Source organism: Micromonospora sp. NPDC048063, from assembly GCF_043202855.1.
In the GTDB taxonomy this organism is placed as follows: Bacteria; Actinomycetota; Actinomycetes; order Mycobacteriales; family Micromonosporaceae; genus Micromonospora.
This window is the reverse complement of the sequence record NZ_JBIDBG010000001.1, coordinates 430,302-448,107: the sequence shown is the minus strand read 5'-3', so window position 1 is coordinate 448,107 and position 17,806 is coordinate 430,302. Positions and strand designations below refer to the sequence as shown.

10 protein-coding genes are annotated in these 17,806 nt (G+C 74.6%); 2 read left to right on the top strand and 8 right to left on the bottom strand.

The annotated features are described in order from the left end of the window. Positions 1-90: 90 nt before the first annotated feature. From ACGFZ2_RS02060 to ACGFZ2_RS02030, 7 genes are all read right to left on the bottom strand, one after another. Positions 91-2,028 carry a hypothetical protein gene (locus ACGFZ2_RS02060; protein WP_393449144.1) on the bottom strand — a complete coding sequence of 646 codons (1,938 nt, stop codon included), beginning with the start codon at positions 2,026-2,028 and terminating at the stop codon, positions 91-93. Next, positions 2,025-5,870, bottom strand: a complete 3,846-nt coding sequence (locus ACGFZ2_RS02055) for a DUF5682 family protein (RefSeq protein ID WP_393449141.1) — start codon at positions 5,868-5,870, stop codon at positions 2,025-2,027. Before ACGFZ2_RS02055 ends, ACGFZ2_RS02060 begins: the two co-directional genes overlap by 4 nt. Further along, positions 5,867-7,057, bottom strand: coding sequence for an AAA family ATPase (locus tag ACGFZ2_RS02050; RefSeq protein WP_393449138.1), 1,191 nt, complete (start codon positions 7,055-7,057; stop codon positions 5,867-5,869). The genes ACGFZ2_RS02055 and ACGFZ2_RS02050 overlap by 4 nt, the downstream gene beginning before the upstream one ends. A gap of 114 nt (positions 7,058-7,171) precedes the next feature. Next, the gene (locus ACGFZ2_RS02045; RefSeq protein WP_393449135.1) at positions 7,172-12,205 is read right to left on the bottom strand and encodes a hypothetical protein; all 5,034 of its coding nucleotides are present in this window, start codon (positions 12,203-12,205) and stop codon (positions 7,172-7,174) included. 5 nt (positions 12,206-12,210) lie between these two features. After that, positions 12,211-13,068, bottom strand: coding sequence for a DUF4132 domain-containing protein (locus ACGFZ2_RS02040; protein WP_393449132.1), 858 nt, complete (start codon positions 13,066-13,068; stop codon positions 12,211-12,213). 525 nt (positions 13,069-13,593) lie between these two features. Continuing rightward, the gene (locus ACGFZ2_RS02035; RefSeq protein ID WP_393449129.1) at positions 13,594-14,094 is read right to left on the bottom strand and encodes a GyrI-like domain-containing protein; all 501 of its coding nucleotides are present in this window, start codon (positions 14,092-14,094) and stop codon (positions 13,594-13,596) included. 30 nt (positions 14,095-14,124) lie between these two features. After that, positions 14,125-14,724 carry a TetR/AcrR family transcriptional regulator gene (locus tag ACGFZ2_RS02030; protein ID WP_393265761.1) on the bottom strand — a complete coding sequence of 200 codons (600 nt, stop codon included), beginning with the start codon at positions 14,722-14,724 and terminating at the stop codon, positions 14,125-14,127. Positions 14,725-14,759: 35 nt separating this feature from the next. Between ACGFZ2_RS02030 and ACGFZ2_RS02025 the strand changes: the two genes are divergently transcribed. Further along, positions 14,760-15,626 carry a hypothetical protein gene (locus tag ACGFZ2_RS02025; RefSeq protein ID WP_393449126.1) on the top strand — a complete coding sequence of 289 codons (867 nt, stop codon included), beginning with the start codon at positions 14,760-14,762 and terminating at the stop codon, positions 15,624-15,626. A 541-nt stretch (positions 15,627-16,167) separates the two neighbouring features. Further along, a complete protein-coding gene (locus ACGFZ2_RS02020) occupies positions 16,168-16,842 on the top strand; it encodes a hypothetical protein (protein ID WP_393449123.1) in 675 nt (224 codons plus the stop codon). A 152-nt stretch (positions 16,843-16,994) separates the two neighbouring features. Here the strand turns inward: ACGFZ2_RS02020 and ACGFZ2_RS02015 are convergent, their stop codons facing one another. Continuing rightward, positions 16,995-17,786, bottom strand: a complete 792-nt coding sequence (locus tag ACGFZ2_RS02015; protein ID WP_393450195.1) for an NAD-dependent deacetylase — start codon at positions 17,784-17,786, stop codon at positions 16,995-16,997. Positions 17,787-17,806: the final 20 nt, after the last annotated feature.

Sequence of the window (17,806 nt, the reverse complement as noted above, 5' to 3'; positions counted from 1 at the left end):
CGAGGCGCAGGCGGTCCGGGTCAGATTTCGCCATCACCTGGCCTGCCACCCACCGGCCCGGGAGCGCGATCGCCCCCGGATTCCGGCAGGTCAGCCAACCGGTGGGCCGATCCAGGAGGACCGGATCAGCTCCCGCTCGGTGGCGGCGAGGTGGGCGGTCGCGGCGAGCCAGGCCCAGGCGTACCGGTCCGGGTCGGGATCGGTGAGCCGGCCGAACGCGTCCCGGCCGCGCCGGTCGGACTCATCGGCGAGCGCGGCGGCCACCGCGGCGGCGGTGGTGAAGCCGGCGCGGCGCAGCGGACCGGCCAGCCCGGCGCCCTCGCCGCGGGCCGCCTCGCCGACGGCGCGGCGACCGCCGGAGACGGCCAGCTCCACCAACCGGCGGACCCGCCACAGCGGGGACTCCGCAACCGCGTCGGCACCGACGGCGAGAACCGGTTCGGTCATCGCGGCCGGGTCGCGCGGCGGCAGGTGGCCGCCCTGGATCTGGTCGTAGCCGAGGTCCGCCCGGCCGTGCCAGTCCGCCGGCAGCCGCAGCGTCGTGGCGGCACCGGGCACCGGGCCGACCGCGAGCGGGTGCAGCGTGCTGGCCCGGTCCGGGTCCAGCCGGCCGACCACCCGGATCCGCAGGCCCGGCCTGGAGGCGAGCCGCCGCAGATTCGCCACGTGGGCCAGCACCGGGTGGGAGTTGACCGGCACCAGCCGGATCACCGGCCCGTCCGGCACCGGCGCGCGGTCCGGTCCGGCGTCGGTGGCGGGGGCCAGCTCCCGGGCCAGCACCTGGTCACCGGCGGCACCGACCACCATCAGGTCACAGCCGACCAGCGCGGTCCCGGCCCGGGCCGGGTCCTCCGGATCGTCGGCGGCGAGTTGAGCGGTCACCACCTCGGCGAGCGGGCGGGCGAACAGTTCCGCCAGGGGCCCGGTGGACCAGTCGGTCCCGGTGATCGGGGTGGCTCGGACCCCCTTGCCGGCACCGAGCCGGCCGTCCGGGGAGACGGTGGTGCCGGTGATCCGCAGGCCGCCGCGAGCCAGCACCGCGTGGTTGACCGCGACCGCGCCCATCTCGGTGACCGCCCGGGCGCAGTCCTGCGCCCGGTCCGGGCCGCCCGGCTTCACGTCGCCGAAGGAGAGCTGGCGCCCGTCGGCGGCGACCAGGTGGGTGACCACCCCGGCGTACCCGGTCGCGCTGATCACCGGTTCCCGGCAGACGCCGTACACCTCCAGCGTGCCGTCCGGCTGGTAGGCCCGCCGGAGGATGCCGACCAGTGCCGGGTCGGGATCGCCGGCGGCCAGCCGACCGGCCACGTACAGCAGGTCGTGCAGCACCTCGACCAGCTCCGCCAGACGGTGGCCGGTCTGTCGTCCCCGGTGCGCGCGCAGGCCACGTACCGCGCGCAGCGCGGCGCTCTCGGCCCGCGGCAGGCCGGCCAGCCGGGCGCTGTGGGCGGCCCGCAGCAGTTCGGCCTGCGGGACCGCGCCGGCGGCCGGGACACCGGCCGCGAGCACCGCGGCGGCTGCCCGCCACAGCGCGCCGGCGGCGGCCCGTTGCGCCTTCGTCGGTGCCGCGCTCCGTCCGGCACGACCGGCGGCCGCGCCATCCGCTTTTCCGGTACGCCCGGCCCTCCCGGCACGCCCGGTGGCCGCGCCGACGTCGTCCGACGTGGACGACGCGGCGGTGGCGGACACCGGATCGGGGTGGGTGGCCGGGTCCGCGACCGGGCAGGCGACCAGGACCGCGGTCCGGTGCAGGCAGCGGGGCGACAGCAGGCAGCTGCACCTTGCCTGGTGCGGGTCGGTGACCGCGCCGGTCGGTCCGGGCGTCAGGGTGACCAGGGCCTCGGCGCCGCAGTCGACCGACACGCCGCCGTCGACCCGGCCGACCGGTACACCGGCCAGCCGTTCGACAGTGGCGTCCAGCCGCTTGTGCAGCCGGGGCGGCAGGGCCGCCACCGCCGCGGCGGCGACCCCCGGCAGCACCGGCGGCAGCCGGTCGGTGTCCACGGCGGTGGATGTGCGGTCCGTCAACGTGATCCTCCGCGTACACGGTCGCCCACCCAGCGGGCGAGTTCGAGCGGGCTGAGAGCGGCGACCGGCATCCCCGCCGCGACGAGCTGCTCGGCGACCGGTACCGAGTAGCAGGGCACTCCCCTGTCGTTCAGCGCGGCACAGCCGAGCAGATGCACGCCGGAACTGGCCAGCGTCCGGACCTCACCGAGCAGCCCGGCCAGCGGGTAGCCCTCCTCGAAGTCGCTGACCACCGCGACGATGGTGCGGCTCGGCACGGTCACCAGCGAGCGGGCGTGGGCCAGCCCGGCGGCGATGTGCGTACCGCCACCGACGCGCACCTCCAGCAGCAGCGACAGCGGGTCGTCGACCCGGTCGGTCAGGTCGACCACCTCGGTGGAGAAGGCGAGGAAGTGGGTGGACAGGGTGGGCACCCCGGCCAGCACGGCGGCGGTCAACGCCGACCACACCACCGACGCCTCCATCGAGCCGGACACGTCGACCACCAGCACCAGCCGCCAGTCGGCCTCCTTGCGGGTCCGGGTGTTGAAGACCGGGCGTTCCGGCACCACCACCGTCCGGCCGTCGCCGAGCCGCTGGGTGTGCGCCAGGTTCGCCCGCAGCGTACGGGCGAGGTTGATCCGGCCGCCGGGACGGCGGGACGGACGCGGGTTGGTCAGCCCGGTCAGCGCCGGACGCACCTGAGTGGCCAACTGCTTCGTCAGCTCCTCCACCAGCCGCCGGACCAGTGGCCGTAGCTTGGCCAACTGCCCCTCGGGCAGGCCACCGGCCAGCGACAGCACCGAGGTCAGCAGCTCCATCGAGGGGCGTACCGCGGCCGGGTCGAGTTCGGTGAGCACGTCGGTACGGCCGCTCTCGGCCGCCCGGGCGATGACCTCCTCGCGTACCGCGGTGCCGAACAGCGCCTCGAGTTCGTCGGCCCACTCGCGGGCGGTCGGGAAGGAGGCCTCCTGGCCGCCGCCGGCCGCCTGGCCGAGGTCGGTGGCGCCCTCGCCCTGACCCGCCCCGTACAGCTCGTCCAGGGCGCGGGCGTAGCGGCGGGCGTCCGTCGGCAACCGGTCGGGTTGGCGGCCGAGCAGCAGCCGCCACCGGTCCGTGGCGGTGAGCCAGGCGGCCGGCGTGCCCGCCCCGGGTTCGAGGTCGGCGGAGCCGGTCACCGTGCCCGGCCCGGCTTCGACGTCGGCGGCGCCGGTCGGCGTGCCCGGGATCGGGATGTCGCGGGCGACCAGGGCGGCCCGGCCGGCCGCGTCGGCGGCGGCCCAGCGGGCCAGCAGCTCGGGCGCGGCGGACAGGGCCAGATCGAGCCGGTCGCCCAGCCGTTCGGCGACGGTGTGCAGCAGCCGCTCCCGGGCCGCCGGGGTGAGCACGTCGAACCCGCCACGCAGCGCCGGAAGCCGGTCCAGGAACTCGGTGTCGGTGAGCCGCTCGATCCGCTCCAGCAGCGGGTCCAGCGCGGCCGGGGCGGACTGCAGCAGCGGATGCGCCGCGGTGAGCAGACCACCGAGCAGCCGGTGCAGGTGTCGACGGGTGTCCGGCCCGGTCGCCGCGTCGATCCAGCCGGCCACCCGCGTGCCCAGGGTCTCCAGGTCGGTCAGGTCGAGCAGCACCCGGGCGGCCAGGGCGGCACCCTGGATCAGCGACGAACCGGCCCGGGCCAGGTAGCCGAGAGCCTCGTCCAGGCGCAGGCCGATCCGGTCCTCGCCGGCCCGGACCGCGAGGTCCACCAGCGCGGCGGCATCGGCTGCGGCGTCGCTGCCGGCCAGGCCGGGCAGCCCGCGGACCGCCGCGTCCAGCAGCACGACGGCCAGCTCGGCCGCCCGGGCCCGACCGTCGGCGGTGGTGCCGGGCAGGTGTTCCCGGCGCAGCGCCTCCAGCAGGTCCAGCGCGGCCAGCAGCTCGGGCAGCGTGCCGGTGCCCGGCAGCACCGCGGCGGCCAGTTCGAGCCGATCCGTGACCAGTTCGGGCAGGTCGCACCGGGCGGCGTCGCGTAGCCCGGTGAGCAGCTGCGCGGCGGTGGGGCCGCCGTCGGCGGCCTCCCGGCGGAACCGCTCCCGCAGGGTGCCGGCCGCGGCCAGCGCCGCGGTCACCCCGCGTACGCCGACCAGGTCCAGCCGGGCCGCCACGGACGGCGTCCAGGCCAGTTGCCAGCGGGTGGTCAGGGCGGCACCGTCGCCGGTGCCGGACACCGCGATCGGCTCGCCGTAGCCGACGCCGCAGACCTGGAGGCGTTGCAGCAGGATCTCCCGCCGCCCGTCCAGCTCGGTGCGCAGCGGGTCCAGCCGCACCTCGCGGGACTTCGGGCTGTCCGGGTTGGGCATCCGTAGCGCGGTGAGTTCCGCCTCGACCGCGGGGCCGAGCCCGGACCGCGGCGTACCGGGGGCGACCCGGCCCCGCTCGGCACCGACCAGCACGGTCTCCAGCGCCTTCGCCAGCGCCCGGCCGCGGCCGAGCAGTTCACCCTGACCGAGCACGGTGGTCACCGCCTCCAGCACCTCGCCCCGGCCGGGGGCGGGCAGGTCCCGCAGCCGGGCCAGGTCGCCGGCCAGCCGCACCGTCTCGGCGGCCTCGCCGGTACCAGCGGTGTGCCCGGCCGAGCGGAGTTCCCGGCACAGGTCGGTGACCGCCCGGGCGGCGGCGGCCCGGATCCGTTCCGGGTCGCCGCCAGCGGTGAAGACGGACTGCTGCCAGCGCGGGTCGCGGATCCCGGCCGGGTAGCCGGACCGGGAGTCGAGCAGGTCGAACGCGTACGGCACCAGCGAGGTGATCGCCGTGCCGCCGCCGTTGGTGGTGGCCGACCCGGGTCGGGTCGGCACGGACCGGACCGGACCGGTCGGGGCGACGACGGGCCGGGTGGACGCGGCGGCGACACCGGCGGTCGACACCGTTTCTCCGCCGACCGGGGACGTCCGGTCCCCGCCGTCGTCCACGGCGGACGTCGGGGCGGCGCCGGCCGTGCCGGCCGTCCGGGCCGCGCCGTCGTCGGCGTCGGTATCGGCCGACGGGGCGGTGAGCAGGGCCGGGGCATGGAAGGCGCCGATGACGGCGGCGACCCGCCGGCCGGCTGCGCCGGCCTCGGCCAGCACCCGGCGCATGTGCCGCTCACGGGCCAGGTCCCGGGCCGGTACGCCGTCGCCGCTGGCGCTGTCGGTACGCATCGCCCAGCCGACGCCGAGGGCGGCCCGGCGGACCGCCTCGGGCGGGCAGCCCGGGGCACGTACCTCGACCACCCGGTCCCACAGGTCGTCGCCGTCCCGGCCGGTGCCGCTGGCGCCGAGTGCGACGGCGTAGCCGGACCGGCGCAGGCCGGGCACCGGCTCACCGGCGTCCGGGTCGGGATCGGCGGTCGGCGCGGTACCGGCGGTCGGGCCGGAGTCGGTGGCCGGGTCGGTGGTGTCGGCGGTCCAGCCGGGGTCGGCCAGCGGCAGGTCGCAGCAGACCACCTCGACGCCGCGCTGCCGGGCCCAACGGATCGCGGCCAGTTCCGGGGAGAAGTCGGCGAACGGGTAGAAGCCCATCGGCCCGTCCGTGCCGTGGCTGCCGACCAGGGCCAGCGGGGCCCGGGCGGCCGGGTCGGACAGGTACGGCAGCCAGCGCTGGAAGTCGGCCGGCAGCTCGATGCAGACCACCTCGGCGCCGGCGGCGTCCAGCAGTGCCGGAACCACCGCCGCGAGGGCCGGGCTGTGATGCCGCACCCCGATCAGGTACGGCCGGACCGAACCGGCGAGCGCGTCGACCACGGCTCGCGGGTCGGCCGTCGTCGGGTCGACCGTCGACGGGCCGGCCGCCACCGGGGCGGCGGTCGGCGGCGCCGCACCGGTCGACGTGCTGGAGAGGGTCGTCACCGCAGGCTCTCCCGCAGGTCCCAGAGCCGGCGCCACATCGCCGAGCCGTCCTCGGCGCGGCGGCGGACCGGGCCGTCCCAGTAGCCGAGCAGCCGGGCGTGGTCGTTCTGGTCGTCCTTGCGGACCACGCCGAGCAGGTGCCCGGGCACCAGGTCGAGCGCGTCCCCGCCGGGCAGGTACGCGGCGGCCAGGCCGAGCGACGCCGCCACCTGCACCGCCTCGGCGGTGGACATCACCGTGCCGGGCCGTTCCACGTCCCAGCCCTCGCCCGACCGGCCGGTACGCAGGTCGCGGAAGACGGTGACCAGGGCGTCCAGCACCGCGTCGTCCACCGTGTACGCCGCGCCGGCGCGCTGCACGGCGGCGGTGGCCTGCCGGCGGACCAGGTCGGTCTCGGTGTCCGCGTCCGAGATCGGGTGGACGGTCTCGAAGTTGAACCGGCGCTTGAGGGCCGAGGACATCTCCGACACGCCCCGGTCCCGCAGGTTGGCGGTGGCGATCACGGTGAACCCGGGCACGGCGCGGATCAGGCCGTCCTCGGTGCCGGCCAGCTCCGGCACGTTCATCCGCCGGTCGGACAGGATGGACACCAGCGCGTCCTGCACCTCGGGCAGGCAGCGGGTGACCTCCTCGATCCGGACCACCCGGCCGGTGCGCATCGCGGTCAGCACCGGCGAGTCGACCAGCGCCTGCGGGGTCGGGCCCTGGGCGAGCAGCAGGGCGTAGTTCCAGCCGTACCGGAAGGCGTCCTCGGTGGTGCCGGCGGTGCCCTGCACGGTCAGCGCGCTGGTGCCGCAGACCGCGGCGGCCAGCAGCTCGGACAGCATGGACTTGGCGGTACCGGGCTCGCCGACCAGCAGCAGGCCCCGCTCACCGGCCAGGGTGACCACGCACCGCTCGACCAGGCTCCGCTCACCGACGAACTTCGGCGGGATGGTCATGCTGGCCGGCAGTTCGGTGCCGTCCGGACCGGTGCGCCGTTCGGCGGGCAGCTTCAACGCCTCGCCGTCGCTGCCCCGGATGAAGGTGACCACGGCGCGCGGGGTCAGCGCCCAGCCCGGCGGCCGGGCGCCGTCGTCGTACGCGGCCAGGAAGGCCAGCTCGTCGGCGTACCGCTGTTCGGCGGAGAGGACCTGGGCTGCGGTCTCCGGCGCCGCGGTGGGGCGGACGTGTTCCGTCACGGTCACGGGTGTTCCTCGATCTCTCTGGTTCGGATGGGTGTGCGGGACAGGGGTCGGCGGCGGGGTGGTGCCGCGACGGCCTGGTCGGTCGTCGCGGGCACCACCCCCCTCCGGGTCGGGTCAGCGGCGGGTGGGCAGGTTGTCGAACCGGGGCCGGTCGCCGTCGCGGAGACGTTGCCAGGCCCGCCGGTAGAGGTCGGCGACCGGTTCGAACGGCACGGTCACACCGAGGCCGGCCGTGCCGTCGGGCGCGAGGTCGAACAGGGCGACCTTCCAGCCCTCGATCGGTGCCTGCCCGCTGCCGCGCTCCAGCCACGGGCCGGGCAGGAACAGCGACCGGCCGGCCCGGGACCGGCTGGCCTCGATGACCAGGTCGGTGCCGGCCAGTTCGGCGCGGGCCGTCTTCAGCCGGGTCGGCTTCCAACCGGTCCACTTCGCCGTGTTGCGGTCGGTCGGGTCCGGCATGGCCAGCAGCATCAGGTACACCGCCGCCGCGTCGGCGCCCAGGCCGTGTTCCCCGGCCGCCTCGGCGACCAGGTCGGGCACCGACCGGGTCGGATCCTGCGGCCACCAGGCCCCGTCCGCCGCCCGCGCGCCGCCGCCCGGCTCCCCCGGATCGCCGAGCAGCGCGGCGAACCGCGGGTCACGGACCAGGCGCAGCGCCACCTCCATCGGGTACGGCTTGGCCGCGTCCCGCCGCAGCGCCGGCAGGTAGGGGTCCGTCCCGTCGGCGTCGAGCAGGTCCGGCCGCAACGCGGGCGACGGTTGGCTGTCGTAGGTGGCCAGGACGATGGCGCCGTACCGTTCCCAGCCAGGGCCGGTCTCCGACGGGGTGCCCGCCACCTGTTGGAAGTCCGGCAGGGAGACGTACTGGTCGAGGTCGAGCAGCAGGCCGGGGTTGGCCAGCCGGTCCCGGATTGCGGCGAGCGCGGCCGGCAGCGCGGCCCGGCACGGGTCGCCGGCCGGCGTGTGGTGGGCGACCCAGGCCGCCAGGGCGATCGTGGAGCGCAGCACCTCACCGGTGAAGCCCACTGCCCGGCCGTCGACCTGCCGGGCCCGGTCGCCCTTGATCTGGAAGGCCAGGTCGGTGCTCAGCTCGACCGAACGGGCCGGGTCGAGCAGCGCCGGCAACGCCTTCGCGGGTCCCCAGCCGTGTCGGATGGCGCGCACCGCTTCGGCGAGCAACTGTTCGGGCACCACCACCCGGCGCCCCAGGGCGGCGTTCCAGACCGCCGCGGCGGCGGCCACGTCCGGACCGTCGGCCCACAGCCGGGCCGGGTCGTCCGGCAGCAGCGCCGAGACCACGGCTCGCCGGACCTCCGGGCTGGCCTCGTCCAGCACCCCGAAGGCCAGCTTGACCTCGCCGACCTGCTTGACCCCGAGCGCCTTGCGCAGCTCGGTCGGCACGGTGGTCGACGAGTCCAGGTACGGCAGGCCGGCCAGCACCAGCTTCGCGGCGGTGGGGGTGACACCCGTCAGCTCGGCGAACCGCTCGGCCGCTTCCGGCCGCCAGGGCAGCGGGCCGCGCGCGGCCCACTCGGTGAGGAAACCGCCCAGCCAGCCGGCCGCCCGTTCGTCCCCGACCGGCGCCGAGAACATCACGGTGTACGGCTCGGGCACGGCGAACGCGCCGGCCGGGTCGTGGTACAGCGCGTCGAAGTGGTAGCCGGTGGTCGTGCCGCTGTAGTTGAGGACGGCGATGAAGGCCCCGTCGGGCAGCGGCAGGATGCCCGGCCGGGGGGAACGGCGCGTGCCGTCCGGATTGTTCAGGTCGTCGTCCAGCAGGTGCAGCCTGAACCGGCGCCACCGGGCCGGCTCGGCCACCGTGCTCAGGTCGAGCCGGTCCAGCTCCGTGAGCAGGGCGCGCAGCGTCTCCCGGTGTTCGTCCGGGGTGACCGCGGCGACGGCCCGGTAGGCGACGGCCGCGACACCGCCGAGCAGGGACCACCAGTCCAGCGCGGCCGGCAGCGACGGTCCGTCGAGATGCAGCCGTACGGCGGGTTCGCTCCCGGTGGTGGCGGACCGCTGGGCGGCGAACGCCTGGAACTGGGTGAAGGCGCGGGCCAAGCGGGTCACCCCGTAGGTTGAGCCACGCAGACCGTCCAGCGCCATGTTGAGCTGCTCGTCGGTGGGTCCGGTCGCGGTGGCCACCGGCGCCACCGCCTTCGGCGCGGACAACGACCTGGTGAGGCGCTCGGTCACCCCGTCCAGGTCGGTGCGCACCCGGGCGGCCAGCCGCAGCACCCCGGCCACCCCGGCCAGCACCGCGTCGTGGCTGACCGCCGGCAACGTCGAGCGGACCAGCTCGACCAGCGCGTCCTTGTCCGCGTCGGCGGTGGACGGTCCGGTGCTGGAGGTGCCGGCCGGTGTGCCGACCATGGACGCCGGGACGGCGACGGGAAGGCCGGTGATGGCCTGCGTGGCAGCGGTCAACCGGGGTCCGGTTGCCGCGCGGGCTGCGGCCCGCGCGGCCTTCTCGGCCAGGGCGGCGCGGCGTTCGTCGAGGGCGACCTTGAGCAGCATGGTGGCGGTGTCCCGGTCCACCCGGCGCAGGGCGGTGGAGCCGGCCGGATCCCGGGGCAGCATGTTGCCGAGGAACTTCCGTTCCGGCAGCGGGAGCGCGGCGGGGTTGTAGCCCCCGCTGCCGGCGGCCGACACCACCCCGTCCGGGTCGACCAGGACGAAACCGTCGAGGACGGCCCGCGGCCGGTCGTCGCCGGGCAGCACCAGCGCCGCGACCGGCTCCTGTCCCGAGGCCACGGTGACGGTACGACCGGCCAGGTCCTCGCCGCGTACCGAGCCGTCGGGCAGGGTGACCACCCGCCAGCCGAGCAGACCGTCCACCGGAACGGCGGCCGGGGTGGCCCGGTCGGACAGGGCTGGCCGCAGCCAGCTCGCCGACTCCTGGAGGTGGCTTCCGTGGACCGGAAGGTCGGCCAGGAACCGCGGCAGGCTGCGCCGGCCGTGGGAGTTGCTGACCGCGTCGTACTCGCGCCAGCCGTAGGTGCCGTCATCCTCGCTGCGGCGGTAGACCCAGTGGGAGGTGCCGTCGGTGATGACCGGCAGTTCCTCCGGGACAACGGTGTCACCGACGTGCAGCACGCCGCCGCCGGTGGTCCGCCCGCCGCCGGCCAGCGGCAGGGTGATCTCGTTCGTGCGGGGCTGGCTGCCGTGACGACGGCCCTGGATGGGCTGCGGCTCGCCGGGCGACGAGTGCCAGTAGCCGCGCAGCTCGTAGCCGAGCGCCTCGGAACGCCAGTAGACCAGCAACTGGCCGTCGACGTAGTGGTAGCCGGGCTGACCCCACATGTCGCCGGCCGGGATGCGCAGGTCGTGGCGGAGCACGATGCCCTCGGCGCCGAGCACCCGCACCGTCGTAGGCCCGCCCAGGATCACGTACGGCCAGGCTTCCTGCCGAATCACCTCGACCTTGCGGTCCCCACTGGTCACCTCCTGCCAGGCCAGCTCCCAGTCCGGCCAGCCCAGCTCGTCGATGATCCCGCCGCGCAGGCTGCGGGCGACGTGTTCGGCGAGGTCAACGTCCAGGGCCTGCCTGAGGCCGCCGCCCTGACCGGGGTCACCGGGTCGGTCGAGGTCGTCGGACACCAGGCGCAGCGCCTCGACCGGGAGGCTGCCCAACCAGTCCACCGACTTTGGCAGGTACGGCAGTCCGGTCGCGAACCGGTCGCGGATCCGGGCCCGCAGCCAGTCGGTCAGCAACGGCCGGATGCCCGGCGTCCCGGCCAGCCGGCGCAGGGCGGCCTGCTGGTCGTCGAGCTGGTCGAGGCCGCGGCGCAGGGCCCGGCTGAACCGGTCGTCGCCGGCCACGGCGAGCAGATCCCGCTCTCCCCCAACCCTGACCCACTGCGCCAGGTCCAAGGCTTCGCGCTCCTTCGGCGGGGCCACCGGCACGTCGAGGGCGAGCAGCAGGTCGAGCAGGTCCAGGTCGCCGTCGGCGGCGAGGGTCTCGCCGCTGTCGGCGAGTTCGGCGCGCAGCCGGTCGGCCATCCGCTCGACGAGTGGGTACAGCTCCGGCACCCGTCGGCGGTGGTACCCGGAGCCGGCCCGGCTCACGAAGCGGCGCAGCCAGCCGACGGAGCCGTCCTGCGGGCGGGCCGTGTCCGGCACGTCCGGTTCGGACAGCCCGGCGAGCGCACCGGTGTCGGTCAGCACAGCCAGCCACGCGACCAGGTTGTCCCGGTCGGCGGGCATCAGGTCGAGCAGGCTGCCGCGGATCGCCGGGTCTCGGCCGGCCAGCGCCGTCACCGCCGGCAGGTGCGCCTTCCACCAGCCGGCCGGCGCCTCGGCTGCCACCGGCAGCCGGAGCAGCTCGGCCAGGTAGGCCGCCTCACGGTCGGCGACGGCGGCGCTGGCCTTGCCGGCGGCCTTGGTGGCGGTGCGGACCAGCCGGTTCACCGCGGTGGCCGACTGCGCGGACGGAACCACGCCGGCAGCCGCGGCCCGCAGCGCCAGCCGGCAGAACCGGTCCAGCGCCTCGTCGGCCGGCAACTGGGCGGACAGCTCTTTCGCGTAGCCGGCCAACGCGGTCGCGGACACCACCTTGGCCGACGCGAACTCCAGGTAGACCTCGTCCAGCCGGTGCAGGTCGACCGGCAGGCCGTGCTGCGCCTCCGCCTTGCGCGCCTTGTTGAACAGCTGCGTCGCGTAGGTGTCCTGCCCGGCGGCCAGGAACACCCGTGCCGCCTGCTCGAAGAACGTCGGCAGGAAGTGCGGCAGCGTACGGGCGAACCGGTCGGCGAGGGTCTGGTGCCCGTCCAGGGCGGCCTTCGGCCGCGACCGCACCTGCTTGGCCAGCTTCTGCAACTCCGGCACCACCGCCAGCGCGTGCCGGCCGTCCGCCGCGTGGTGCACCAGCACCCACTCCGGGAAGGCCAACGGGCGGCGCGGGCCCAGCCCGACGACGGCCGGCTCGGCACCCGGTGCCAGGCCGAGGAACCCGACAGCAATGTCCTCGCCCTCGCCGAGGGCGGCGTCGACCAGGCGGACCACCGGCCGGTCGTCGAGGGCCGGGTGCCGGTAGGTGCGGGCGGTGAGGGGCACCGCCCGGTCGCCGGCCCCGGCGGTGTCGATCGGCAGCACCGCGCCGGCGGTGAGCAGGCTCTCGGCCGAGTCCTCGCCCGACATGGTCGTCATCCCGGTCACGCCTTCTTCCCCGTTCCGGTCACGGCGCCGGACAGGGCCGTCGCCATCCGCATTCCTTCCGACCAGGCCACGGGCCCGACGTCGGTCAACCGCAGCGTCGGTCCGTCCACGACCGACCAGGAGAGGTTGCCCAGAGTCGCCTCGGAGTCCCAGTAGTCCTCGTCGAACCACATGGCAGCCTCGACCGTGCGTCCGGCCTCCCAGACCCGGCACTTGACCTGCGAGCCGGAGACCCGGAAGCCGAGCGTGGCGGCCCGGGCGGCCAGCCGGTTGGGGACCGTGGTGCCGCGGAAGTCGGTGATCGTGGTGTCACGGTCCTTCAGGTCGGCGGGCTTGCCCCAGGTGCCCCGGTGCAGTTGCTCGACCCGCTGGGCGACGTCCAGTTCGTCGGCGAACTCCCGCAGGTCTGCCAGGTCGGGCAGGCGCACCGGGTGGGGCAGCGTGGCGCTGACCGGCGAGAGCCTGACGGTCTCCCCGTCGAGGTTGACCACGCGCAGGTCACCGGTGTCGGTGACGTCCCGCAGGAAGCCCGGCTCGGCCGGGTCGTCCCCGAGCACCACGAGGTCGCGCAGCGCCTCCCGCCAGGCCGGGTCCGGCCAGACCCGGGCCAGCAGCCCGGTCGGCACCGGCAGCGAGGACACCACCCAGGCGTCGACCCGGGTCAGGCATTCCGCGGTGTGCCGGTCCAGCCACTGGGCGAGCTGGCGCAACCGGTCCACCTCGGGGGTGTCCCGCAGCACCTTCGGCAGAGTCTTCAGTGGACGGCCGGTGGCTCGCGGGCCTGTGGCCCGCGCCGTCACCTTTCCGTCCAGGAGAGAGATCTCGTACGAGTCTCCCACCGGTAGCCAGCCCATCAGGAATACCCTCCGCAGTGGCAAATTAGCCAGATTTCGTGAGGAATCGGCCACGAATGACAACGCAGGGCACGCTAACAGTAGTGACCGACACGACATCGGCCCGGCGGCGGGGTGCTGGGGGCCAGGGCCGGGTGGGACCTCCAAGGCGAACCTGCGGGAGTCGCAGGTCCGGCCCGTCCGAGGGCACTGCGGAGGGTCAGGCGCGTCGGAATAAAAGGCGAAACGGTGACTTGGGTCACAGCAGAGCATCGGCGGCCGGGTGGCCGGGGTCCCGCCGCCGAGGGCGGCGGCGGTTGATCGAAGCAGGCCGAATTGTCAGCCGAGGCCGGCCCGATCATGGCGGTCGGGCAGGCTTCGGCCTACGGACATGCCGCTCCTCAACGCGGCGATCCAGGAAGACCGGCTAACCGACGGTGGCCTGCCCTGTCCATGCGACGCGCCCATCACGAGCAGGTCGCACACCGCTCCGTGGCCGCAACCCCGCCCGGTCGCGCCCGCGTGGTGCAGAGATCAGGCCGTCGGTCACGCGGGCCGGACCGGCTGCACGATCTCGGTACTCCACTCGGTCGGGCTCGGCCAGGCGGACGGGTCCAGCGGTTCGGTCGGGTCGATCCACGTGTAGACCTCCCATGCCGGACCGGCCGGCGTGCGCTGGTGCTCGCCGAGCCACGCCTCCAGCCGCGCGTACGCCTCGGCGAGTCGGTCGTGCGCACCGAGGTGCCACGTGCTGATGGCGGTGCCGCCGGGCAGCTCGGTGACGGCGATGCGATCCGTGCCGTCGGCATCGTCACCGACCGGAATGCCGGTCTCCAGGTCGGCCTTGTCGTCGCCGAACGTGTGGTAACGGACGAAGGGCGCGCCGGCCGGTGCGACGCCGGAAGCGCGGAGGTGGCTGATCAGCGACGTGAGCTGCTCGCCCTGGGCCTCGGCCAACCGAGCCACCGGCACGGTGGCACGGATACTCAGGGAGCGTTTCGGGTCACGCCGGCGCTCGACAACGTCGGCGGGCTGTTCGATGGTCATGGATTCTTCCTCTCCTGGGACGTTCACCGGTCAGGCGGTGGTGCCCGATGGCGTGGTCGAGGTGGCTGCGAGTGCGGCGAGATGCGCCTTGACGACCGCCCGGGCGCGGCGAGGGCTTTCGCCGTGCAGCACCGTGTGCAGGATGAGCCCGTCGACGAGCGCGTACAGCCGTCGCGCTTCCAAGGAACGGTCGACGTCCGGTCCCGCGATCCGTGTGACGAGATTGGTAAAGGCCTGGCGGAGCAGGCGGTGCATCTCGACGCTGAGGGGCCGCAGCGCCGGATCCACCAGCGACTGCGCGGAGAACGCGAGCCACACCTGACACTCAGCCAATCGGTCGGCATCCAGCGGCAACATCTCGGCGATCGAGCGTTCCACGACCCGGAGCTGGTCACCGGTCACGTCGATCGCCTCGATCCGGGTCTGGATCCGTTCCGCCACGAGCCGCATGGCGAAGACCGTCAACGCCGTCTGCGACGGGAACGAGTGGCGCAATGATCCGGCTGACAGACCGGCCTCCCGCGCGACGTTGCGGACCGATGCGTGCGCCAGGCCGGCGCGCCGGACGACCCGCCAGACTGCCTCGGCCAGCTCGGCACGGCGGGCCTCAACGTCGACGATCTTTGGCATGGCTCTTTTTAACACAGTCGTGTTAACTTGCCAACGTGACACAGTCGTACCAGAACGCGCTCGGCCAGATCGGTGTCAGTGCGGCCGTGGAGGTCGTGGTGCTCGCGGCAATCGTCTGGCTGCTCACCCGGCGTGCCGCCGTCGACGTGGCCGCCCGCGCGCCCACGACACCGACCGCGCGCCGCGAGCTCCTCGGGCTGATGGGGTACGGGCTGATGGCCCAACTGCTCGGCGCGGCACTCGGCCACGCGCTGGGGTGGCACGCCATCAGCTTCCACCTCGCCGGCACGCTCATCGGCGGCGAGGACCATCTCGGCCCGGCCGAAGTGCTCGGCTGGGCCGCGTACAACGCCACCGTCTACGCCGCACTGCCGTACCTGTGGTTCCGTCGCCGATACGACACGACCGCGCTGTGTCTGCGAAGCGCGAACCGCCGCCGCGACCTGACCGTCATCGGTGTCGTCCTGGCGATCGAGTCGGTCACCCAACTGCTCGGCCTCAGCTCGGCCATCCTCACGCTGACGGCGGGACAGGTGGCGTCGGGCGTGCCGTTGACCTTCGTCCTCTACCTGTTGGGCACCGGCCTTCCGACACTCGTCTTCGTGCAGGCGCTGGTCGTGCCCAGACTCGCCCGGCTCACCGGACGGGTCGGCGCGGTGGCGCTCGGCGGCCTCACCTACGCCGCCCTGCACCTCGGTGACGCCTGGACCAGCTACGCGTCCGCCGAGGACACCGCCGCCTCGATCGGCCTGGTGCTGCTCGTGTACACGCTGCCCGGGATGTTCAAGGCGTTCCTCACCGTGCGGACCGGCAACGCCTGGGTGCACCTGTGGGCCTATCACGCCATCGCGCCGCACACCCTGATCGACACCCCACTCGTCGTACGCGTCTTCCGCCTGTGACGGCTGCCGTTTCCCGGCGATCTCGGCTGGGTGCGGGCCAGGGTCACGTCGACACCGGCTACCCGCCAGGCGGCACAAGCTCGCACCTGGCCTTGCCGGTGGACGGCGATCCGAAGTGGGCCGCGCCGCGGGATAGTGTGGCGGCGAGCACTCGGGAGGCGCGATGACGGTGTTCTCGTGTGCGGCTTGTGGTGCCACGCTGACCGTGCCGGTGTCGCGGGTAGCGCTTCCTGTGCACGCGGGCCAGTCGTACGGCCACGGGTTGCTCGGCGTGCTGATGGAACCCGGGACGTACGCGGTGAACCCCGAGCCTCTCGGGCCGCCGTGGTGCCCCTGGGCCGACGTCGGTGCAGATGAGGCGGAAGCCCGTGGCGTGTACGCGCCGGTGTACGCCCTGTCGTCGGGGCCACGAGGAGCTGTTGTGGTCGCGCCGGGCGACGTCCGGGGCACCGTTTTCATTCCGGAACGGTCCGGCGGCTACTGCTGCGGCCTGGACGGCCGAGACGGCCCCAATCTGGCGTGTGCGCGGTGCGGACGGCCGGTGGCGACCCGCATCGACGACTGCTCATTCTGGCAGGAGGTGTGGCTGGACCCGAGGGCGATCCGCCGGGTTACCGCCGATGCCTCCCCACGTCGGCCAGCCGGCTGGGAGGACCTTCGAGAGGGACGGCCCGGTGTTCCACCGGTCGAGCCGCCGGGGCAGTGGAGCCCGCTGTGGGCCGCCGCCGTCGGGTCAGCGCTGGCCCGCCTGCTGGCCGTGTCGGCCGGTACCCGGGTAACTGTCCCCGACGGCCTGGTCGCCGACACCTTCCGCCGAGCCCTCGACGCTCTGCTCCCGCCCGGACCGCAGACCCGGGCACTGACCCTGGTCGGACCGGGCCTGCCTGCCATCGCCACCGACATCGCCCTCGTCCCGCAACACCCGCAGACCGGCGAGCACTGGGCGCCGTCCGGGGCAGCAGACGTCGTGCCGCTGTCCTGGGACGTCTGGGCGCATCTGGCCTTCCACCGCGACCGGCGGCCCGTTCCGGGAGCCGGCACGATGCCCGACGAGGCCCGTCGCGACGACCCTCCGGCACTGACGCCGTTCGGGCCGTTCCGACCCGACTCCGACGTGTTCCTTTCCACGTTGGCGCGACTGCCCGAGGTCCGTCAGCCGTGCTTGCGCGAGATCTACGACCACGTGAGGGAGCATCGGTACGCTGATCCGTTCTGACACCGAGACTGGGCGCTCGCCCGGACCGCCGGCCTGCGGCTGGACCCGCACACCGCCGCTGGCAAGTGGAAGTGCGCGAGGCACGGCGGTGGTGAGGTGGCACACCGGCCGCTTGCGACTGCGGAGGTGAGCCGGCATCTGGCCCGCCGCCGCTATTCCTCGTCGGTCTCCTCCCACGCGGCCGCGACCAGGGCCGGGAGGACGTGTGCCGCGGTGCCGCGCAGGTTGATGGCGCAGAGCCGGTCGAGTGGGGTCGGCTGCGGGTTGACCTGAATCACGACAGCGCCCGAGCGTGCCGCGACCCGGGGGATCTCGGCGGCCGGGTGCACGACACCGGAGGTGCCGACCGTCAGCAGCACGTCGCAGGCAACGGCCGCTTCGACCGACGCGGTCAACGCCGCCTCGGGCAGTGGCTCACCGAACCACACCACTCCCGGGCGGACGAGCGCTGTGCAGGACGCGCACCGCGGCGGTGGAATCCGGCGACCTTCGTGCGGCTGCGCGGGCTCGCCGTCCGATGTGCCCTCGAAGGTCGCCGGATGGGCGGCCGCCGCGATGCAGCGGGGTGCGAACAGGCTGCCGTGCAGATGGATCGGCGCCCGGGTCCCGGCCCGTTCGTGCAGGTCATCGACATTCTGGGTGATGACGGTGCTGTCGAGGACCCGGGTCTGGATGGTGGCGATCGCCAGATGACCGGGGTTGGGCTCGGCTCGGGACACCCGCGCGCGCCGCCACTCGTACCAGCCCCAGACCAGGTCTGGATCGGCATGGAACGCCTCCGCGGTAGCGAGCCGCTGAGCGTCGAAGCGCGCCCACAGGCCGGTGAGACCGTCACGAAAGGTGGGCACACCGCTCTCGGCGGAGATACCGGCGCCGGTGAGGACGACGACACGGCGGGCGCTGCCGAGGAGTTGGGCAGCTCGACGGAGCAGAACACCTTCCATATGTGGAGATCCTGCCACCA